Origin of the sequence: Pseudomonas berkeleyensis (genome assembly GCF_014109765.1) — a bacterium.
In the GTDB taxonomy this organism is placed as follows: Bacteria; Pseudomonadota; Gammaproteobacteria; order Pseudomonadales; family Pseudomonadaceae; genus Aquipseudomonas; species Aquipseudomonas berkeleyensis.
Map to the genome: position 1 here is coordinate 1265844 of NZ_CP059139.1, position 19937 is coordinate 1285780.

Below are 19937 nucleotides of genomic sequence, written 5' to 3' on the forward strand. Positions count from 1 at the left end.
GGCTCAGGCATCTTGCCCGGCCGTGTGGGGAGGGTTAAGGCTCCTGTTTACGGACGCAAAGTCGTTCATTTTTTCGCCACACTCTTGTGAAGTTGTTAAAACCGTCTTTTTCACGCTCTTTTGGAGCGGTGAACCTCAAAAGCTCGTCTGCCTCGGCGTGCTTTTGCCCGTACATGCCATGGCGGACATGGCTGCAACTGGTTCTGCTATGGGCTAAAGCCGCTGGCCGGGAATGGCAGCGCGAAGTGGGCGACTCTCTGGGACGGGGGCGATGGCGATGCATCGGCGAGATGGTGCAACCCGATCAGGAGGCGTCCTTATAATCGGGGGCGGATTATAACGGTGAATGCGGCGAAATTGATCGTCTGCTGTGACTTTTATTATTCCATCGGTCAGGCTGCCAACGGCCGGGCGCTCTGTGCATGCTTGACGACTGGTGTGACGCGGGCTCCGGCAGGGAGGGGGTGGCCCAGCCAGCTGATGCATGCCTCGCCGACTTCGATCCAGTTTCCGCTGCTCGGTTGCTCGCGCGAATGACGCAGCGCGCAGCAGCGCTCCTGGGTGTCGAGCAGAACAAAATGTCTCATTGGCTGGCGCGCGTTGAACAGGCTGAGCAGGAAGAGCATGGCGATGGCTCCGTAAATTGGCTGGCTCCCTTTATGACGCAATTGGGTGACAGGGCCATGACAGGAACCGCCGCCTGGCTGGGCTTGTCGATAGAGGTATGGCTGTCGGCGCCTGGCGCTGCTGGGTATACTGCTGGCCATTTCATGACATCCCCTTCGGAGAGATCGAGCATGCTGCATCGTGCGTTGTTCGCCCTGCTTGCTGCTGCCAGCCTGACCTTGGCTGGCTGTGCCCACAGCCCTCAGCAACTCACCCCGCAACCCAAACTCACCAGCTCACTGACGCCCGTTGGTCAGGGGCAGCCGGTGGTGGTGCGTGTCGTCGATGGTCGCTCTTCGCCCGTGCTTGGTACGCGCGGTGGCCTGTATCCGGAAACCAGCGCCATCAGCGTCAGCAGCGAGAGCGTGCTGCCGAAATTGCAGGCCGAGGCCGAGGCGGCTGTTCGCCTGCTCGGCTTTACGCCGTCGGCCAATGCCTACAATGCACCCCAGTTGACCATTACCCTGGCTGATCTGAAGTACCAGTCGCCGAAAGAAGGGCTGTACGTGACCGAGGCGGATATTTCTGCCTCCATCCGTGCTGACGTGCAGGGTGGTAGCCGGCGTTATACCGGCCGCTATGGCGCGTCGCTGAATCAGCGCTTTGGTACTGCGCCTAATCAGCAGACCAATACCAAGCTGGTCAGTGATGTGCTCAGTGATGCGCTGACTCGCGCGTTCAAGGATCCGACCATCGGCCAGGTTCTGCTTCAGTAATGGTCAGGGTGACTGCGCCAGATGCTGTGCTGCAGTCGCCCTTGAGGTTCTGAGGAGGCTGCTCACTTCTCTCAAGGTGGGGGTCAAGTGCTGCTGCCTCCGGTTTTCTCCTTCGCGCGCTAGAGTCCACTCGTCTCGTCGAGACAGGTCTTAGGCCTCAGGGATTCCCGCGCTCTCCGGTCGTAGGGTGCGCCGTGCGCACCGCTTGTCGGGCATCGTTGCTAAATTTCCTTTGGTGCGCGCGGCGCACCCTACAAAGGCCTGATCCGCCTTCCCTGGTTGGTATTTGAGGTTTCGGCGTGAGCGCCGGTTGCTCAAGGTCGATGCTGTTTCGCATGCTGGCTGCCGGGTTGTCGATGGCAGTTAGCTGCACAAACAAAAATGCCCGCATCTTTCGATGCGGGCATTTTTGGCAAGAACCTGTCGCGATTAAGCGGCAGCAGCTTCGCCCAGCGCCTTGATGTGCGCGTTCAGGCGGCTCTTGTGACGAGCGGCTTTGTTCTTGTGGATGATGCCTTTGTCAGCCATGCGGTCGATGACCGGAACGGCTGCAGTGTAAGCGGTCTTGGCAAGCTCGAGATCCTTGGCAGCAATAGCCTTGACCACGTTCTTGATGTAGGTACGAACCATCGAGCGCAGGCTGGCGTTATGGCTACGGCGCTTCTCAGCCTGTTTGGCGCGTTTTTTGGCAGAAGGTGAGTTGGCCACCGTCAAGCTCCTCGAAAACTGGGGGGTTACGACAAATAAGGCCGCGAATCATGCCGATCCATCTGCCTGCTGTCAAGTCTGATGACGCTTTCCTGTGCTGGCCTGACCAGTGGTGGCTCGCTACACTCGTCGCCTTCGTTGGGCGGCGGATTGTCCGCTACTAAACCTTTTTATGGAAGCCGAAACACCCCATGAATCTGCTCAAATCCCTGGCTGCTGTCAGTTCCCTGACCATGGTGTCTCGTGTGCTGGGGTTTGTGCGCGACACCATTATTGCCCGCACCTTCGGCGCTGGGGTGGCGTCGGACGCCTTCGTGGTGGCGTTCAAGCTGCCCAACCTGTTGCGCCGTATTTTCGCTGAGGGTGCCTTTTCCCAGGCTTTCGTGCCGATTCTGGCCGAATACAAAATGCAGCAGGGCGAGGAGGCCACGCGAACCTTTGTCGCCTATGTCTGCGGTTTGCTGACGCTGGTGTTGGCGTTGGTCACGGCTGTCGGCGTACTTGCCGCCCCCTGGATCGTCTGGGCTACCGCGCCGGGGTTTGCCGTCGAGGCCGAGCGTTTCGAGCTGACGGTCGATCTGCTGCGCGTGACCTTCCCCTATATATTGCTGATATCCCTGTCATCGCTGGCCGGCGCCGTTCTCAACACCTGGAACCGTTTCTCCGTGCCGGCGTTCGTGCCGACACTGCTCAATGTCAGCATGATCGTTTTCGCGCTATTCCTGACGCCCTATTTCGATCCGCCGATCATGGCACTGGGCTGGGCTGTGCTGGTTGGCGGCCTGCTGCAATTACTCTGGCAACTGCCGCATTTGAGGAAAATCGGCATGCTGGTACTGCCCCGCGTGAACCTCGGAGACCTCGGGGTGTGGCGTGTGCTCAAGCAAATGGGGCCGGCGATTTTCGGTGTCTCGGTCAGTCAGATTTCGCTGATCATCAACACCATCTTCGCGTCGTTCCTGGTGGCGGGGTCGGTGTCCTGGATGTACTACGCCGACCGCCTGATGGAACTGCCCTCGGGGGTGCTGGGCGTGGCGCTGGGTACGATTCTGCTGCCTGCGCTTTCCAAGACCTACGCCAGCCGCGATCGCGAGGAATATCGGCGCCTGCTCGATTGGGGCCTGCGCCTGTGCTTCCTGCTGGTGCTGCCCAGTGCGCTGGCGCTGGCGGTACTGGCCGAGCCGCTGACGGTGTCGCTGTTCCAGTACGGTAAGTTCACTGCCACCGATGCGCTGATGACGCAGCAAGCGCTGATCGCCTATTCCATCGGCTTGCTCGGAATCATTCTGGTGAAGATCCTGGCGCCCGGTTTTTATGCCCAGCAGAACATCAAGACACCCGTGAAAATCGCCGTGGTGACGCTGGTCTTCACGCAACTGATGAACCTGGTGCTGATCGGCCCGCTGGCGCACGCCGGTCTGGCGCTGGCAATCAGCCTGGCCGCCTGCCTCAATGCCGGCTTGTTGTACTGGCAACTGCGCCGCGCTGATATCTTCCAGCCATTGCCTGGTTGGGGATTGTTCCTGCTCAAGTTGGCGGTGGCGGTGGTGGTGATGGTTGCGGTGTTGTTGGGGTTGCTGCAGATCATGCCGGCCTGGGCCGACGGCCAGATGGCTGTGCGTCTGCTGCGCCTCGGCGCACTGGTAGCGGCGGGGCTGATCGCCTATTTCGGCATGTTGCTGATCTTGGGATTCCGCCTACGCGACTTTGCGCGACGGGCGTTATAGCGATTGTAGGGGGCGCTGTGCGCACCATTAGGTCGTTGCAGTAATGGTGTGTACGGCGCCCCTGCGATTGCAGGCATCGCGATGCCTGTTGTGCATGCCGTGCTGTGCGTATAATCGGCCACTTTGTGAACAAGAAGCGTGCTATGCAGCTGGTTCGAGGTCTTCATAACCTGCAGCCCCAGGCGCGGGGCTGTGTGGTCACCATCGGTAATTTCGACGGCGTTCATCGTGGGCACCAGGCCATCCTGGCGCGCTTGCGTGAGCGTGCCGTGGAATTGGCCGTGCCCAGTTGCGTGGTGATCTTCGAACCGCAGCCACGTGAATTCTTCGGCCCGGACACCGCTCCAGCGCGCCTGACACGTCTGCGTGACAAGCTCGCTCTGCTGGCAGCGGAAGGCGTCGACATGGTGCTGTGCCTGGCGTTCAATCGTCGTCTGCGCGAGCTCTCGGCAGCCGAGTTCGTCCAGCGTGTGCTGGTCGATGGGCTCAAGGTGAAGGATCTGGAGATCGGCGACGATTTCCGCTTCGGCTGCGACCGCGCCGGAGATTTCGAATTTCTCAAGGCCGCGGGCCAGCGTTACGGTTTCAGCGTCGATGCCTCGACCACCGTCGAAGTACGTGGCGGCCGGGTCAGCAGCACCCGTGTGCGCCAGGCGCTGGCCGATGGTGATTTCGACCTGGCCGAAGCCTTGCTCGGCCGACCGTTCCGTATTGCCGGGCGGGTGCTGCACGGACAGAAGCTCGGTCGTCAGCTCGATGCCCCTACGGCCAATATCCAGCTTAAGCGGCGCAAGGTGCCGCTTACCGGCGTCTATCTGGTGAGCTGTGAAATCGATGGTGTCATTCAACCGGGCGTCGCCAATATCGGCGTGCGCCCCAGCGTTGCCGGTGACGGCCGCGCCCATCTGGAAGTGCACCTTCTGGATTTTGCCGGCGATCTGTATGGCCGGCGTCTCTCGGTGGCATTCCACCACAAGCTGCGTGATGAGCAGCGTTTCGCCTCGCTGGAGGCCCTGAAGGCGGCGATTGCCGCCGATATTGCCGCTGCCCGTAATTATTGGCAGAGCCACCCGCTGATGAAGAGCCCGACATGACCGACTACAAAGCCACGCTGAACCTGCCCGATACTCCCTTCCCGATGAAGGCTGGCCTGCCGCAACGCGAGCCGCAGACCCTGCAGCGCTGGATTGATATTGGTCTGTACGAAAAGCTGCGCAAGGCTGGCGAAGGCCGTCCGAAGTTCGTCCTGCACGACGGCCCGCCCTATGCCAACGGCAGCATCCACATCGGCCACGCGCTGAACAAGATCCTCAAGGACATCATCACCCGTTCCAAGACCATGGCCGGTTTCGATGCGCCGTACGTGCCAGGCTGGGATTGCCACGGCCTGCCGATCGAGCACAAGGTCGAGACCACCTTCGGCAAGAACCAGCCGGCCGACCTGACCCGCGAGCGTTGCCGTGCCTACGCTGCCGAGCAGGTAGAGGAGCAGAAGGCCGGTTTCGTTCGTCTTGGCGTGCTCGGTGATTGGGGCAACCCCTACCTGACCATGAACTTCGCCAACGAGGCCGGCGAGATCCGTGCCCTGGCGGAAATGGTCAAGAACGGCTTCGTGTTCAAAGGCCTCAAACCGGTCAACTTCTGCTTCGACTGCGGCTCGGCCCTGGCCGAGGCCGAAGTCGAGTACATGGACAAGAAGTCCGAAGCCATCGATGTGGCCTTCCCGGTCGAAGATGCCGACAAGCTGGCCGCCGCCTTTGGTCTGTCCAGCCTGAGCAAGCCAACCGCCATCGTCATCTGGACCACCACGCCCTGGACCATCCCGGCCAACCAAGCTTTGAACGTGCATCCGGAATTCACCTACGCACTGGTGGATGTCGGCGATCGTGTACTGCTGCTGGCCGAGGAAATGGTCGCGAGCTGCCTGCAGCGCTATGACTTGCAGGGCGAGGTGATCGCCACTGCGCCTGGAGCGGCGCTGGAACTGATCAACTTCCGTCATCCCTTCTATGACCGCTTGTCGCCGCTGTACTTGGCCGATTACGTCGAGCTGGGTGCTGGCACCGGTATCGTTCACTCGGCGCCTGCTTACGGTGAGGACGACTTCCACAGCTGCAAGCGCTATGGCATGAGCAACGATGAGATCCTCAATCCGGTGCAGAGCAACGGTGTGTACGTCGAGTCGCTGCCGTTCTTCGGTGGCCAGTTCATCTGGAAGGCCAATCCGGCCATCATCGCCAAGCTCGAGGAAGTCGGTGCACTGCTCAAGCACACCACCATCAGTCACAGCTACATGCACTGCTGGCGCCACAAGACGCCGCTGATCTACCGTGCCACTGCGCAGTGGTTCGTCGGTATGGACACCCAGCCGAAGGCGGGCGGTACTCTGCGTGAGCGCTCCCTGGCGGCCATCGAGGAAACCAAGTTCGTCCCGGCCTGGGGCCAGGCCCGTCTGCACAGCATGATCGCTGGCCGTCCGGACTGGTGCATCTCGCGTCAGCGCAACTGGGGCGTGCCGATCCCGTTCTTCACCCATAAAGAGAGCGGCGAGCTGCACCCGCGCACCGTCGAGTTGATGGAAGAAGTCGCCAAGCGTGTCGAGCAAGAGGGCATCGAGGCCTGGTTCAAACTGGACGCTGCAGAGCTGCTGGGCGCCGAGGCCGATCAGTACGACAAGAGCCGCGACACCCTGGACGTATGGTTCGACTCCGGTACCACCCACTGGCACGTGCTGCGTGGCTCCCACGCCGAGCTGGCGCATGCCAACGGCCCGGCTGCCGACCTGTATCTGGAAGGCTCCGACCAGCACCGCGGCTGGTTCCATTCATCCCTGCTGACCGGTTGCGCCATCGACGGCCACGCGCCCTACAAGGAACTGCTGACTCACGGCTTCACCGTCGACGAGCAGGGGCGCAAACAGTCCAAGTCCCTCGGCAACGTGGTCGCGCCGCAGAAGGTGATCGATAGCATGGGCGCCGATATCCTGCGCCTGTGGGTCGCTTCCACCGATTATTCCGGTGAGATGGCTGTTTCTGACCAGATCCTGCAGCGCAGCGCCGATGCCTATCGCCGCATCCGTAACACCGCGCGCTTCATGCTGGCCAACCTCAATGGCTTCAACCCTGCTACCGACCTGCTGCCGGCCGAGCAGATGCTTGATCTGGATCGCTGGGCTGTCGACGCCACTGCACGTCTGCAGGACGAGCTGACCGAGGCCTACTCCGAGTACCGTTTCTGGAACGTCTACTCGAAGGTGCACAACTTCTGCGTGCAGGAGTTGGGCGGCTTCTACCTGGACATCATCAAGGATCGTCAGTACACCACCGCTGTCGACAGCGTGGCGCGTCGCTCCTGCCAGAGCGCGCTGTACCACATCAGTGAGGCGCTGGTGCGCTGGATCGCGCCGATCCTGGCTTTCACCGCCGAAGAAATCTGGCAGTTCCTGCCGGGTGAGCGTGACGAGTCGGTGATGCTCAGCACCTGGTATCAAGGGCTGGATCGCCTGCCGGAAGGCTTCGAGCTCGATCGTGCCTACTGGGATCGCGTCATGGTGGTCAAGGCGGCAGTGAACAAGGAACTGGAGAACCTGCGCACGGCCAAGGCCATCGGCGCCAGCCTGCAGGCTGAGGTGACCCTGTTCTGCGACGACGCCAAGCAGGCCGACCTGGCCAAGCTGGGCGACGAGCTGCGTTTTGCCTTGATCACCTCGGCTGCGCAGACCGCCCCCCTGGCCGATGCACCGGCCGACGCAGTGGTGACCGAAGTCGAAGGCCTGAAGCTGAAGATCCTCAAGTCTGCCCACGCCAAGTGTGGTCGCTGCTGGCACTTCCGCGCCGATGTCGGCAGTCATGCCGCTCATCCGGAACTGTGCGAGCGCTGCGTCAGCAATATCGAAGGTGTAGGCGAGGTTCGTAAGCATGCCTGAGTCCTCGCGTTTCGGGCATCTGCCCTGGCTGTTGCTGAGCGTGCTGATCCTGGTCGTTGATCGTGTGACCAAGGATTTCTTCGAAGGCAGCCTGAACATGTACCAGCGAATTCAGGTCATCCCTGACTATTTCGACTGGACGCTGGCCTACAACACCGGCGCGGCATTCAGCTTCCTGGCTGATGCCGATGGCTGGCAGCGCTGGTTCTTCGCCGCCATCGCCATCGTCGTTAGTGTCGTACTGGTCATCTGGCTCAAGCGCCTCAAGCGCCACGAGACCCTGCTGGCGGTAGCGCTGGCGATGGTGCTGGGGGGGGCCTTGGGCAACCTCTATGACCGCGTGGTACTCGGCCATGTGGTCGACTTCATTCTGGTGCACTGGCAGAACCGCTGGTACTTCCCGGCGTTCAACCTGGCAGACACCTTCATCACCATCGGCGCCATCCTGCTGGCGCTGGATATGTTCAAGAGCGACAAGTCCGCGAAGGAGGCTGCGCAATGACAGACGTACGCATCGGTCCGGACAGGGAAGTGACCCTGCATTTCGCCCTCAAGCTGGAAAACGGCGATGTGGTCGACAGTACCTTCGACAAGCAGCCGGCGACGTTCAAGGTCGGCGACGGCAATCTGCTGCCCGGTTTCGAGCAGGCGCTGTATGGCTTCAAGGCTGGTGACAAGCGTAATGTGCAGGTTCAGCCGGAGCAGGGGTTCGGCCAGCCGAATCCGCAGAATGTGCAGATCATGCCGCGCAGCCAGTTCGAGGGCATGGGGCTTTCCGAGGGGTTGCTGGTGATCTTCAACGATGCCGCCAACACCGAGCTACCTGGTGTGGTCAAAGCATTCGATGACAATCAGGTCACCATCGACTTCAACCACCCACTAGCCGGTAAGGTGTTGGACTTCGAAGTGGAGATCATCGAGGTCAAGGCGCTCTAGTCAGCAGCACCTACCCTGTGGGAGCGGCTTTAGCCGCGAAACCCTTGTTGTGGCCTGCACGTATTGCGCGCAGGCTGTGACTTTCGGGATCGCTCAGTCGACTTGTTCCGATCCCCTGATTACACCGAGACGCCTTGCATGCATATCAAACTTGCCAACCCTCGCGGCTTTTGCGCCGGTGTCGATCGTGCTATCGAGATCGTTAACCGTGCCCTGGAAGTCTTCGGCCCACCGATCTATGTGCGTCATGAAGTGGTGCACAACAAATTCGTGGTCGAAGATCTACGCGCCCGTGGTGCTGTATTCGTCGAAGAACTGGATCAGGTGCCAGATGATGTCATCGTGATCTTCAGTGCCCACGGTGTCTCCAAAGCCGTGCGTGATGAAGCCGCGCGTCGTGGTCTGAAGGTATTCGACGCCACTTGCCCGCTGGTGACCAAGGTGCATATGGAAGTGGTGCGTTACAGCCGCGAGGGGCGTGAGTGCATCCTTATCGGTCACGAAGGCCACCCAGAAGTCGAAGGCACCATGGGGCAGTATGACGCCAGCAATGGCGGTGACATCTACCTCGTCGAAGACGAGACGGACGTTGCCGAACTGCAGGTGCGCAACCCAGATAAGCTGGCGTTCGTTACTCAGACGACGCTGTCGATGGACGATACCAGCAAGGTGATCGACGCCCTGCGCGCCAAGTTTCCCGCCATAGGCGGCCCGCGCAAGGACGACATCTGCTACGCCACGCAGAACCGCCAGGATGCGGTCAAGCAACTGGCCAGCGAATGCGACGTGCTGCTGGTTGTTGGCAGTCCCAACAGCTCCAACTCTAACCGCCTGCGCGAGTTGGCTGAGCGCATGGGCACCCCTGCTTATTTGATCGATGGCGCCGAAGACCTCAAGGCTGAATGGTTCGAAGGGGTGGGCGGCGTTGGAATCACTGCAGGTGCATCTGCCCCTGAAGTACTGGTGCGTGGGGTGGTCGATCAACTGCGCGCCTGGGGTGCAGTAGGTGAGACTGAGTTGGATGGTCGGCCGGAGAACATTACGTTTTCGATGCCGAAGGAGCTAAGAGTAAAGCACGTTTAACGCCCCTCATTCTTGGAAAGAGAAAGCCGGCTACAGCCGGCTTTCTCTTCTATTATCGCTTTCTCTCACCAGTTACATTGCTCTGCTAGACTCCCGCCTCTCACATTTGCGGCAGTCAGAGTTAATGTGCCGGCTGCAAGTCTGCCAGTTGCTGTGGCAGTTAGGGTATAAGCAGTCGCAGTAATGTTACCCACTGCAATTGAGAACTCGCTCGTATTCTGGGGTAGGGCGTTGAATCCAACGTAACTGCCTGCGTTCTGTGCTCGTCGTCGATCGGCATTTGCCGCTGCCTGCATAATTAGAGATTTCCCATCTTCGCAGGCCGCTCGATCAAGATACGCTGTGTAACTTGGTATTGCGATCGCTGCGAGAATGGCAATGATCACTACAACGATCATCACCTCAATCAGTGTAAAGCCTTGTTGTCGTCTCATCATCCGTCCTTATTCTTCATCGATCCAATACAGACGAGGTGTCGGTGGCATCCAGATGCAGCGAGGGTTGTTATCGCAGCGGCACTTCTCGGGGTTAGCACTGGCTGCACAGATATCTGGGCCACTCCCACTCCCATTTGAGACGGGCACTAGGTCTGACGGATCATGGTAAACCCAGCAAGCGTTACCAGCACAGTAAATTTGAGGGTTAGACGGCAGGCTACTTGCCTTGCTCTCTGTAAAGCGATCAATCGTCAGGCCGGTTGCGTCTCCCAACATGACCGTATAGGCACGAGATACACCTACTGAGGCCCGACAAAGTGTGGGGTTGCTTTGAGGTTCATAGGTGCTAAACAGAACCATTCCATCCGCAACCAATGGCCGACTAAGTACTTTTTCGCCCGAACGTGGCAGGCGAATCATCCATCCATTCGTGTTGTTAGCGACGGCAGTGGCGACTTCACTACTAGTTTGAGCGGCATTGCTTGTTGCGTCATAGAGAGAGCTTTCCGTCAGAGTCACTTCAGGCGCAGCTCCTTTCACTAAATGTGTCCGGAACGAGTAGAAACGATCCTCGATCACGCTATTCAGGGGGTGGCCACGGTAGCCGCTGCCAATGTTCACGGTCAGCATCTTAGTACCGTTGACGTTTAGCAGCGCAAGTTCTGCTTCATGGTAAAAGCGGCGAGCACTTTCGGGAGCTGTTCCTCCGATACTGGCTAATACTCCGCTTCCTCCATTGCCTGCAGGAGTAATAAGCGAGCTGCCACTGCTGCCATTGTTTATGTGGAAACGCCAGACCTGGCCGCCCATATCACCTACAAAAAACTGTCCAGCCAAACCTTGTGGGTTAACTACTGCGTTACCTGCGCTATCAGGCTGCAGTCCAACGACAGATACTCGTGCAGGAATGCTGTAACGCATCTGGTTCAGAGTGGTACTGTGCCCAGCGACATTACTGGCAGACCAGATGCGTGCGCCAGTTTTGGCATTGACGATATAGATTGCGTTACCGCGGCTATCGATAGTACGGACGTCTACATTGTCTTGGTTGGGATCGTAGCCGCCTCCAAATATAAGGACATCAGTAATGGTGCCGCCGACATTTATTTTGGTCTTTACAGGGGCTGACCAAGTCTGACCTAGCCTTTCAAAACCCGGGGTGATCCCGCCTTGGATCTTCCATAGCAATGTTGGTGATGAGCGGTTGGTAATATCTAGGGCGTAGATATCTGAGCCGCCGCGACCCATTGTGGCGTACGCGTAGACGAACTCGTTAGAGTTCAGTCCGCTGAGAGTATTACTTGGATTGCTAGGATCTTTGCCTCCAAAAATTACACCATTGCCATTGGCGTCATTAGCCCAAACGGTAACAGTATTATCCATACCATAGAGGCGAGGTTTAGGAGATGTAGATTTAGCGTTCTCTCGCAGTTGCTTTATATTAGGCAGTAGTACTTCGGGCATGAAGGCAAATTGTTCTGCACCTGTGCTGGTATTAAAGAGATGTACAAAACCTTCGTTTGTACCAATGATTGCGGATTGATCCTCGCTTTCGCAAATATTCTGAGCGTTATAGCTGTTGCATGCATAGGTGATCAGCGTAGGAGTGGAGTGCAGCGGATCTCCTAGGGCTTTCCTGTCAAGAGCCGGTGTGCTTGAGTCTGCGCCACGAATGTAGCTGATCAGGTTGGCTCGATCTGTTGCATTGGTGACGTTGAGCTTTTCCTGAGTCAATGCAGCGTTGCCGGTTTCGATGTTACTCAGCGCATTAGATGTCGGGCTGACATTAGTCAAAAGCTTTCGGCTGCCCATGGCTGGTAGCCGAGAGGCTGCCCCTCCTGCCGCAACGTTGCTTCCGTCCCGACTTGCCGACCACCAACTGCGGGCTTCAGCTTTGAAGAAACCTGTGTTGGCATCGATAGCAGGGGTATTGTCAGCGTCAGCTAGCCAGATGCGGCCATTCTCGACCATCATTCGATAGCGTTTGAGGTTTCCGGGCCAGCGATCAGTATCTGATGGGCGAAATAGAGAGAAATAAACTTCGTCTTTGTTGTCTTGGCGGTTAAAAGTGTTAACAGCTGCACTGGCACTAACGAATGTTGTGTCTGTTGCGAGCACTTCTTGAATGATTTTACTGAATGAATCGGCCAGGGTTGAGGCGTCGTCCGCGGTATAGAACCCCCCTTTACCCTCAGTTGCCAAGTCCCGCAGAAATCTTTGAATCTGAGCAGACTCAGTTGGGCGTGCATTAAGCGCGAAGCCTACTGTGTGGGTGGTTATAAAATTATCACCCTCGAAACTAGACTGATCTTCGTTGGCCATCCATCGAACCAATTCACGGGCACATAGCTCATCGCTATAACCAATTCCGCTGGTACTACAACTGGTTCCCGTCAGTGATGGGATGCCGCTGGTCGCAGCGTTGCTGGTGCCCTCTGGTTTACCGTCAGTTAGCAATACCAAGTGAGTCGGTTGACATGCACTCGTGATTGGGCTTGTAACTCCAAATACCCCACTGTTGCCACGTTTTTCAGATAGATATCGTGCTGCGTCGTATAGCGCAGGAACAATAGGTGTTCCACCGCTAGCATTCATTTGCTGTACCAAGCCATCGACATGCTGTTTAACTGTGCGCGCATTGCTACCGAGGCTGCCGCTAGACAGCTTCATGCGCAGTTTTATTGCTTGAGTCGGGCTGCCATCAAAAGCATGGGTTGTGTAGTCATTGCCACTATTGGTTGCCTTTAGCATAACAGATAGAGAGTTACCATCGCTCCATCCGGATTTGGCAAATACGTTCTGTAAAGCTGTATTAAGGGCGGTGCCAGAGCATATGGTTCGTTCTCCGCTGAGAGCACACGAGGGGCCTGTATAAGTCGATCGGCTGCTCAGGTTATTGTTGCTAGCCTGCAACTCACTGGAGTTGGCTGAGTTTTCTATGTGAAGCGTGACATTGGATGTACCGCTGGTACCGCTGCGAGTGACAATGACCTGAGATTCAAGAACCTGGGCATTTCGTAAAACTGGCAGGTTCTCGAATCGGGCGGCAACAGTGACGTTATTACCAATGCTAAGTGTTGTTTGGTTTAGGGAAACGGTACTGCCACTTTGTCTTGCATCGTTCTTGGAACTAATGATTCGAGTTTCCAAAACCGGTTGTATGCATCCGTTATCTCCACCGCTGTAGGTAACTCGTAAAACTGGTCGTAGATTGGAGCCATCGACACTATAGGTAGTGCGTGAGCCGTCACCGCTGGTGGGTGTTACAAAGAATGCCATGGCGTTGTTTCCGCACCAGGCGGAATTATTTACGACTTGCTGTACTTGGCTGATAACACTTGGCCCTTCTAGGTAAGCGGGAGGGTTTTCTGTTCGCCATTCTTGGGGAGTCCAGTTCACTGCTCCAGTCTTTGCGCGGCCAGTAAAGTCTTCAGTTGTGTTGAATTCTGCAGCGTTTCCCGTGTTTTGTGCACTAATGGCGAAGGTGACCGGTCGGTCATCAGAGCCGGCAGCGACAAAGTCTAGGCGGGCTGATGTGATAGTCGCGCCTTGAGGGATCGCGACGTTTTGAAAGCGTAGGCCGGTAGTGCGAGAGTTATCTTCGTTGCCTGAGTAAGTTATGGTTAATTTGGGTGAGGAAGCGGTGTCACCAACGCGATAGTAGTAGTTGGCATCGTTGGTGACACGAAACTCTAATAAAAGGTCGGAGATGGGGTCGGCGCTTGGAGTACTATTTTGTAGACTCTGTACTTCGCTGGTTAGGTCAATATTGAATGCAGTGTTGGCTGTCCAGTTGCTGCCGGCGAGTTTAGCGTTATTGTTGGCCAGGTTTCCAGTTGTAATGGTAGTGAAGTCACGATCGTCTAGCAGCGTTGCATCATTAAGTGCTGCAGGAGTTTTGCTATTTTCAATCCGTACTCTAACGCCGGGCTTGGTTCCATTGTTTGTCTCTGGCGTAACGGTCAGAGTGGCGCTTGTGATAGTAACTCCTTTTGGGATGTTCAGGTTTCGGAATAGAAAAAGTCCCGTTTGACCTGAGGATGTATTGTTGCGTGCGTTGAGTCTGGTTTTTGCGCCTGTGTCGCAATAGTCACGGGCTGTTCCAATCTTTACTGAGCAAGTGTATCCGCTTTTAAGATAGTAGCTGGAGTTATTGTTAGAGTATCCTTGATTGTTTGGGGTGCTGAGGTCGCGTATAACAGTATTGGTTGCAGGGCTTTTTATGTAACCCATTACCAATGTTGGGTTGTTGATGTTGGTGGATGATGGATTGGTTGTTTGGCGGGTGGCGTCATCTGCTGAGACCAGAATTTCTGGTGCCACAGAAGAAATGCCTAGTGTGTTATCGATGTACTCTACTGGATAAACTAGGCGATCTTTATAGAAGTCCGTGCGGCTGTTGAGCGCCATCACTCCTATGTTAACACCGCTTGTAGTATTAAGGATCTCGTTGAAAGCTTCCTTGAGTACTGTCATGCGTGCGGGGCCGTGAGAGGCACTAGTTGGTGTGCTGTCTCGATCTAGCCTCCATGCCATAGAGCCAGAGTTGTCAAGAATAAAAAAAACGTTTGGCTTGATCGTGTCGTCAATGGCAGGGCCGCCGAAGAATACCTCGGTATCATCTGCATGACTCAGTGCACTTGATAAAATAAGTGCGCTGGCCAGTGCTGAAGTAGCAAAAACGCGCAATTGGTTCAGGCGTTTCATGGAGATGTCCTCAAATACTGCCACGCAGTCGTGATGAATAAGTGCGAAGATTAATTGTTGGAGCTAAAGCTTCGATTCTGAAAGCCTTGTCGATGAGCGGCGCTAACATTGCAGTCGCCTCCATTGCTTCCGCAGGCTTCCCCGACACTACGTACTTCGAAACGGTAGACTCGGAGGCCGGGTTCAGTAATGCCCATTCCTTCGGAGAGAGGCAGGTTGGTCGCTAAGCTAGGAGACGCTTGAAACTGCCAATGTGGGCTGTCTCCATCTACTACGCCAACTAGGCTTGGGTCAGCATCGGTACGCGAGAAATAGTCATTGGCCCAGCGCTGCAAGCCACTTTCTGCCGCTTGAAATGCGGTATTCTGCTGTTGGCTATTGGAGGAAATACGTAGCTGCAAATTGGATTGCGAGGCTGCGGTTATTGCAATGATGGTGAGCATAAGTAGTAATACCAAACTGACCAGTAATACCATGCCTTGCTGTTTAGGCTTCATTGCAGGCGATTCCTCATTTCATAAGTGGCACTGAAGGTTCGAGCACTTAGTGGTGTACCTGCATTGCGTGAGTCAGTTACAGTTATTTGAACGTGAATGGCGCTCGCAGCTATGGGGTCGTTGTTTGGAATGAAATTGAAGGCCAGAGTTGCATTATCTAGAATCGGATCGCCATTGCGGCTGATTCCACCATTCGTGTTGGTATAGGTGATAGGTGGCTCAAAATTTAGTGCGGTTGTGCCACAGCCACTTCCGGGGGTTGCATAACGAAAAGTAAGGCTGTTTGCATCCGTACTGCTGACTGCATCGCGAGGTAGGGTGGTATTGTCTGGCGCGAAAGCAGTTACGGTATCTGATGCTACGCAGCCTTGAAAGCCTGCTCTCCTTGCGTCTTGCCCAATGATTTCCAAGGCAAGCCGACCACTTTCTTGCATATAGGTAAGTTCCGTATTGTCACGATCAGCGAAGAAGGTGCGAGAGAATATTTCTGTTACGCCAAGAACTAGTAATGAGCTAATTACAATGGCGACCATTAGTTCAATCAGAGATAAACCTTGCTGTTGCTTCATAGTTCGGCCTCCACTACTAGAGTGCCGACATCCTGATTGCCATCACCATCGCTGTCATAAACCTCTTGCCAGCGTAGGTCTACGGTGTAGATGGCACCATTACGACTGATATTGGTTCCAGGGAGTACGTTGGGGAGGTTGGTTTGTAGCTGGCGGCACCACTGACCTAAATCGTACTGAGCTTTTGTCACACCTGAGGCATTGGCATTCCCTGCATTAGCAGCAGGGCAGGCCGCAGGATTAGCGAGTACATAGTCGTTGCTCAGTGACGCATGAGTGACGCGAAAGTTTTGATAAGGGCTGTTTGCGTCCAAAACCTTGTTGGCTCGCATACGGTCGATGATGTCATAAGCCAGCATGGTTGCCTGACTGCGAGAGTAAGCGCTCTCACTGGATTGCAGGCTATTCATCATAAGGGTGGCCATACCCAATAGACCGATGGCCAAGATCACGACGGCAACCATGACTTCTACCAAAGTGAAACCGCGACTTCCGTAATTTCTTAAAGTGCTCATTCGATATCCCAGGCTCACGGTGTCGTTGTCTGCTGGTGTGTAGCTGCTGCGCTTGCTCTACCTATGGCATTTACTTCAATATCACGTCCGCCTACATCTATGCTGGTTGCTGCTTGGGGGCGGCCGTTAGCTTGAAAAGTGATTGCAACGTTGTCCGCTGCGACTCCATTCGGTATGGCAATTACTCGCAAATCTTCGGTGCCATCATTGACGACCCACGTTGACCCAACTGTGGTGACACTGACAGCGATATTTCTGGCGACAGCCTCGCTGCGAGCCAGTTGTAGCGCTCCCAGCAAGCCGTTCCTCGCAGAGGTCTGGCGGCCACCCTCCATCATCGCCTGGTAGCTTGGCACGGCGATGCTCGCGACGATGGCGATCAGCGCAATGACAACCATCAGCTCGATTAACGTGAACCCCTTGCTTGATTCCATGAATGCTCCGGCGACGGCAAACCCCAAACTGCAAGGATAATTTAGCGACAGGGTTTACCGAAAGCTGACGCCCGCAGACAAGCGGGCAAATTGGCTGATGAGGGGTTGGTATCAAGCGAGGCCCGTGACAGATGTCACACAAGCCTTAACAGCTCACCCCTTTCTTAGGTTGCTGAGTTCGCGTGCGTCCTGAGAGGCTAATCACTACCTGCTGAAGGGGGATGGCACCTTTGCACAAGGTAAGAGTTCCATTTAGAGCTCTTGTGGAACCATCTGCTTCGAACTGGAGGTGGCCTTTGTTTCTGTTCCATTGCCAATGAAACTCATCAGCGATTTTTACCTGGTGCAGTAAATCGTCATCCAGATCCAAATAACCATTTGCATTTTCGTCTCGAAATATCAACAGGCGTGTGTGCCAGTGTTTTTCACCTGTGCAGTTACTTTTCCCTGGACACACACTAACAACTGTTCGGCCAAAAACCGCACTACTACGAGCATGATGAATCACTGCAATCATCTGATTGACGGCTTGGGTACGTTCATTGTTATCACGCATGTCTTGCAGGTTTGGGAGGGCGATCGTGAGAAGTATCGATAGTATGGCGAGAGCGCTCATCGTTTCGATGAGCGTACGCCCATAGATTTTCCGGGGCATGTTCCAGCATCCTTGCCAGTTGGTTGTGTAGAACAGAATAGCTTAGGATCGCCGCATGAAAAGTGATGGAAAGGTGTTGCTGGTTGGAGGCGGTGCGATAGGAATGCTATCGGCTCTCTTGCTGGGGCTTTCGGGGAGGCGAGTGTGTGTCCTTGATAAGGAGGCTACCGGCCGCGAATCCTCCTGGGCCGGCGGAGGCATTGTCTCTCCGCTCTACCCCTGGCGTTACAGCGCAGCTGTGACGGCGCTGGCGCATTGGTCGCAGGATTTCTATCCCGGCTTTGGTCAGCGGCTATTAGATGAGACAGGGGTCGATCCAGAGGTGCATGTCACCGGGCTTTATTGGTTGGATCTGGATGATGAGGTCGAGGCGCTGGCCTGGGCTCAACGTGAGGGGCGTCCGTTGTTTTCGGTGGATGTCGCTGAGGCTTATCAGCAGGTGCCTGTTCTGGGCGGTGGTTTTAAGCGCGCCATTCATATGCCGGGTGTGGCCAATGTGCGTAATCCACGTTTGGTGAAAGCGCTGCGAGCGGCGTTGTTGGCCATGCCGAACGTGGAGTTGCGTGAGCATTGTCCGGTCACGGGGTTTATTCAGGAGGAAGGCCGTATTTGCGGAGTGACCACTGCAGATGGCGAGATTCGTGCCGAGCGTGTGGTGCTGGCGGCCGGGGCCTGGAGTGGTGAGTTGCTCAAGACACTGGGACTGACGTTGCCGGTCGAACCGGTCAAGGGGCAGATGATTCTCTATAAATGTGCCGAGGGTTTTCTGCCGAGTATGGTGCTGGCCAAGGGGCGCTATGCGATCCCTCGGCGCGATGGGCATATCCTGATCGGTAGCACGCTGGAATATGCAGGATTCGACAAGACGCCGACCGACAACGCGCTGGAAAGCCTCAAGGCATCGGCTGAAGAGCTATTGCCCGCACTCAAGGACGCCGAGGTGGTGGGGCACTGGGCCGGTTTGCGGCCTGGATCGCCCGAGGGGATTCCCTTTATTGGTCAGGTGCCTTCTCACCCTGGCCTATGGCTCAACTGCGGGCATTTCCGCAATGGGCTGGTACTGGCGCCGGCATCCTGCCAGCTGTTGGTCGATCTCATGCTCGAACGTGAGCCGATCATCGATCCTGCGCCCTATACACCGGCCAGACTGTTGGATTGATACCTGAAGCATATCTGGGGCACCGTTCACGGAGCCCTCAGTCCGGCCAATGCCAAGGCGGCTCATCGAGCATGCCCTGGCCGCGGATGCGGGTCTGGCCGAGCTGTTTGTCCAGTTCCAGGGTGTTGCATTCTGGGCTTTCCTTTAGCGTGGCGATCAGCCGGCTGGCGTGTGACACCACCCACACCTGGGTCTGTTTCGAGGCGGCTATGATCAGGCGGCCCAGGGCTGGCAGCAGATCCGGGTGCAGGCTTGTTTCCGGTTCGTTGAGCACCATCAGCGAGGGCGGCCTGGGGGTGAGCAGCGCGGCGACCAGCAGCAGGTAGCGCAGGGTTCCATCGGACAGTTCGGCGGCGCTCAGGGGGCGCAGCAAGCCTTCCTGGCGCAGTTCGACGGCGAAGCGTCCGCCTGCCTGGAAGTCGATGTGCAGGCGGCTGCCGGGAAAGGCATCGTCGATGGCGGCGTCCAGCGCGGTGCGATCACCAATTTCGCGGATGGTCTGCAGCGCGGCGGCGAGATCACGTCCGTCGTGATGCAGCACCGGCGTGCGTGTACCCAGTTGCGGTTGGCGCGCCGGCGCCTCGGCATCGCTGCGAAAGTGATCGTAGAAGCGCCAGCGGCGGATGGTTTCGCGCAGCTGGAATACCTCGGGGCAGTTCGGGTCGTTGCCGATCTGATCGAACAGGCTGTCGTAGTTCGGCACATGCTGGGCCAGTACCTGCCAGCTGCGGCCTTCGCGCATGCGCACCATCGGACCGGCGCGATCCACCAGCAGCGAGGCTGGGCGGTAACTGGCGCCGGCCCAGATGCATTCGCGCTTGATTTCCGGGTCGAGGGCAAAGGCTGAAGTGCTCGGCTCAGGCAGGCCGAGAGCGATGGAGTAGCCGAAGTCCTCACCAGCAAAACCCAGGCGCAAGCGCATCACGTTCTGCCTTGGGCCGCCCTGTACCGGCACCTCGCCACCCAGCATGCGTCGGGAGATCTTCTCCGGGCCCGCCCAGAAACTCGACTCCAGTCCGCCTTCGCGAGCCAGTGCGTTGACCACGCCACCCTGAGCGGTCTCCGCCAGCAGACGCAGGGCGCGGTAGAGGTTGGACTTGCCGCTGCCGTTGGCGCCTGTGATCAGGTTGAGCCGGCCCAGCGGCAGGATCAGGCGGTTGATCGAGCGGTAGTTGGCGACGGCGAGGGTATGCAGCATGGGTG

General features: G+C 56.9%; 18 protein-coding genes. 8 read left to right on the top strand and 10 right to left on the bottom strand.

The window, feature by feature from the left end; translation table 11 throughout:
- Positions 1–392: 392 nt before the first annotated feature.
- The gene (locus HS968_RS05840; protein WP_182370536.1) at positions 393–626 is read right to left on the bottom strand and encodes a hypothetical protein; all 234 of its coding nucleotides are present in this window, start codon (positions 624–626) and stop codon (positions 393–395) included.
- Between the two features lie 171 nt (positions 627–797).
- Between HS968_RS05840 and HS968_RS05845 the strand changes: the two genes are divergently transcribed.
- Complete coding sequence (locus tag HS968_RS05845; protein WP_106739056.1) at positions 798–1382, top strand: YajG family lipoprotein; 585 nt, start codon at positions 798–800, stop codon at positions 1380–1382.
- Between the two features lie 429 nt (positions 1383–1811).
- Here the strand turns inward: HS968_RS05845 and rpsT are convergent, their stop codons facing one another.
- Positions 1812–2090 (bottom strand): 30S ribosomal protein S20, encoded by a 279-nt coding sequence (rpsT, locus tag HS968_RS05850; RefSeq protein WP_003243036.1) that lies wholly within the window; start codon positions 2088–2090, stop codon positions 1812–1814.
- A gap of 191 nt (positions 2091–2281) precedes the next feature.
- Here rpsT and murJ point away from each other — a divergent pair, with 191 nt between their 5' ends.
- The 6 genes from murJ (at position 2282) to ispH (ending at position 9761) form a co-directional block, all read left to right on the top strand.
- Positions 2282–3817, top strand: a complete 1536-nt coding sequence (gene murJ, locus HS968_RS05855; RefSeq protein ID WP_182370538.1) for a murein biosynthesis integral membrane protein MurJ — start codon at positions 2282–2284, stop codon at positions 3815–3817.
- Positions 3818–3960: 143 nt separating this feature from the next.
- Positions 3961–4911 (top strand): bifunctional riboflavin kinase/FAD synthetase, encoded by a 951-nt coding sequence (ribF, locus tag HS968_RS05860; RefSeq protein ID WP_119694681.1) that lies wholly within the window; start codon positions 3961–3963, stop codon positions 4909–4911.
- Positions 4908–7742: an isoleucine--tRNA ligase gene (gene ileS, locus HS968_RS05865; protein ID WP_182370539.1), complete on the top strand. Its 2835-nt coding sequence runs from the start codon at positions 4908–4910 to the stop codon at positions 7740–7742. The genes ribF and ileS overlap by 4 nt, the downstream gene beginning before the upstream one ends.
- A complete protein-coding gene (gene lspA / locus HS968_RS05870; RefSeq protein ID WP_182370541.1) occupies positions 7735–8244 on the top strand; it encodes a signal peptidase II in 510 nt (169 codons plus the stop codon). Before ileS ends, lspA begins: the two co-directional genes overlap by 8 nt.
- Complete coding sequence (locus HS968_RS05875) at positions 8241–8678, top strand: FKBP-type peptidyl-prolyl cis-trans isomerase (protein WP_182370543.1); 438 nt, start codon at positions 8241–8243, stop codon at positions 8676–8678. The genes lspA and HS968_RS05875 overlap by 4 nt, the downstream gene beginning before the upstream one ends.
- Before the next feature lie 138 nt (positions 8679–8816).
- Positions 8817–9761: a 4-hydroxy-3-methylbut-2-enyl diphosphate reductase gene (gene ispH, locus HS968_RS05880; protein WP_182370545.1), complete on the top strand. Its 945-nt coding sequence runs from the start codon at positions 8817–8819 to the stop codon at positions 9759–9761.
- A gap of 65 nt (positions 9762–9826) precedes the next feature.
- Here the strand turns inward: ispH and HS968_RS26490 are convergent, their stop codons facing one another.
- From HS968_RS26490 to HS968_RS05915, 7 genes are all read right to left on the bottom strand, one after another.
- On the bottom strand, positions 9827–10198 hold the full coding sequence (locus HS968_RS26490) for a prepilin-type N-terminal cleavage/methylation domain-containing protein (protein ID WP_322790701.1): 372 nt from the start codon (positions 10196–10198) through the stop codon (positions 9827–9829).
- Positions 10199–10204: 6 nt separating this feature from the next.
- Positions 10205–14905 (bottom strand): pilus assembly protein PilY, encoded by a 4701-nt coding sequence (locus tag HS968_RS05890; RefSeq protein WP_182370548.1) that lies wholly within the window; start codon positions 14903–14905, stop codon positions 10205–10207.
- Between the two features lie 50 nt (positions 14906–14955).
- Positions 14956–15402, bottom strand: coding sequence for a pilus assembly PilX family protein (locus HS968_RS05895; RefSeq protein ID WP_182370550.1), 447 nt, complete (start codon positions 15400–15402; stop codon positions 14956–14958).
- Positions 15399–15971, bottom strand: coding sequence for a PilW family protein (locus HS968_RS05900; protein ID WP_182370552.1), 573 nt, complete (start codon positions 15969–15971; stop codon positions 15399–15401). The genes HS968_RS05895 and HS968_RS05900 overlap by 4 nt, the downstream gene beginning before the upstream one ends.
- The gene (gene pilV, locus HS968_RS05905) at positions 15968–16486 is read right to left on the bottom strand and encodes a type IV pilus modification protein PilV (protein WP_182370554.1); all 519 of its coding nucleotides are present in this window, start codon (positions 16484–16486) and stop codon (positions 15968–15970) included. The genes HS968_RS05900 and pilV overlap by 4 nt, the downstream gene beginning before the upstream one ends.
- 14 nt (positions 16487–16500) lie before the next feature.
- Entirely contained in the window at positions 16501–16920 is a 420-nt protein-coding gene (locus tag HS968_RS26330) for a GspH/FimT family pseudopilin (protein WP_106739067.1), read from the bottom strand.
- A 145-nt stretch (positions 16921–17065) separates the two neighbouring features.
- Positions 17066–17575: a GspH/FimT family pseudopilin gene (locus HS968_RS05915; RefSeq protein WP_182370556.1), complete on the bottom strand. Its 510-nt coding sequence runs from the start codon at positions 17573–17575 to the stop codon at positions 17066–17068.
- 55 nt (positions 17576–17630) lie between these two features.
- Here HS968_RS05915 and thiO point away from each other — a divergent pair, with 55 nt between their 5' ends.
- Complete coding sequence (thiO, locus tag HS968_RS05920) at positions 17631–18734, top strand: glycine oxidase ThiO (protein WP_182370558.1); 1104 nt, start codon at positions 17631–17633, stop codon at positions 18732–18734.
- A gap of 37 nt (positions 18735–18771) precedes the next feature.
- Here thiO and HS968_RS05925 read toward each other — a convergent pair whose 3' ends face one another.
- On the bottom strand, positions 18772–19932 hold the full coding sequence (locus HS968_RS05925) for an AAA family ATPase (protein ID WP_182370559.1): 1161 nt from the start codon (positions 19930–19932) through the stop codon (positions 18772–18774).
- Positions 19933–19937: the final 5 nt, after the last annotated feature.

Coding starts and splice junctions, on each gene's coding strand:
- HS968_RS05900 (WP_182370552.1), bottom strand. CDS start 15,971: ATGAAGCAACAGCAAGGTTTATCTCTGATTGAACTAATGGTCGCCATT.
- ribF (WP_119694681.1), top strand. CDS start 3,961: ATGCAGCTGGTTCGAGGTCTTCATAACCTGCAGCCCCAGGCGCGGGGC.
- murJ (WP_182370538.1), top strand. CDS start 2,282: ATGAATCTGCTCAAATCCCTGGCTGCTGTCAGTTCCCTGACCATGGTG.
- HS968_RS05890 (WP_182370548.1), bottom strand. CDS start 14,905: ATGAAACGCCTGAACCAATTGCGCGTTTTTGCTACTTCAGCACTGGCC.
- pilV (WP_182370554.1), bottom strand. CDS start 16,486: ATGAGCACTTTAAGAAATTACGGAAGTCGCGGTTTCACTTTGGTAGAA.
- HS968_RS05845 (WP_106739056.1), top strand. CDS start 798: ATGCTGCATCGTGCGTTGTTCGCCCTGCTTGCTGCTGCCAGCCTGACC.
- HS968_RS05875 (WP_182370543.1), top strand. CDS start 8,241: ATGACAGACGTACGCATCGGTCCGGACAGGGAAGTGACCCTGCATTTC.
- HS968_RS26330 (WP_106739067.1), bottom strand. CDS start 16,920: ATGGAATCAAGCAAGGGGTTCACGTTAATCGAGCTGATGGTTGTCATT.
- ispH (WP_182370545.1), top strand. CDS start 8,817: ATGCATATCAAACTTGCCAACCCTCGCGGCTTTTGCGCCGGTGTCGAT.
- HS968_RS05925 (WP_182370559.1), bottom strand. CDS start 19,932: ATGCTGCATACCCTCGCCGTCGCCAACTACCGCTCGATCAACCGCCTG.
- HS968_RS05840 (WP_182370536.1), bottom strand. CDS start 626: ATGCTCTTCCTGCTCAGCCTGTTCAACGCGCGCCAGCCAATGAGACAT.
- HS968_RS05895 (WP_182370550.1), bottom strand. CDS start 15,402: ATGAAGCCTAAACAGCAAGGCATGGTATTACTGGTCAGTTTGGTATTA.
- HS968_RS05915 (WP_182370556.1), bottom strand. CDS start 17,575: ATGCCCCGGAAAATCTATGGGCGTACGCTCATCGAAACGATGAGCGCT.
- HS968_RS26490 (WP_322790701.1), bottom strand. CDS start 10,198: ATGATGAGACGACAACAAGGCTTTACACTGATTGAGGTGATGATCGTT.
- lspA (WP_182370541.1), top strand. CDS start 7,735: ATGCCTGAGTCCTCGCGTTTCGGGCATCTGCCCTGGCTGTTGCTGAGC.
- thiO (WP_182370558.1), top strand. CDS start 17,631: ATGAAAAGTGATGGAAAGGTGTTGCTGGTTGGAGGCGGTGCGATAGGA.
- ileS (WP_182370539.1), top strand. CDS start 4,908: ATGACCGACTACAAAGCCACGCTGAACCTGCCCGATACTCCCTTCCCG.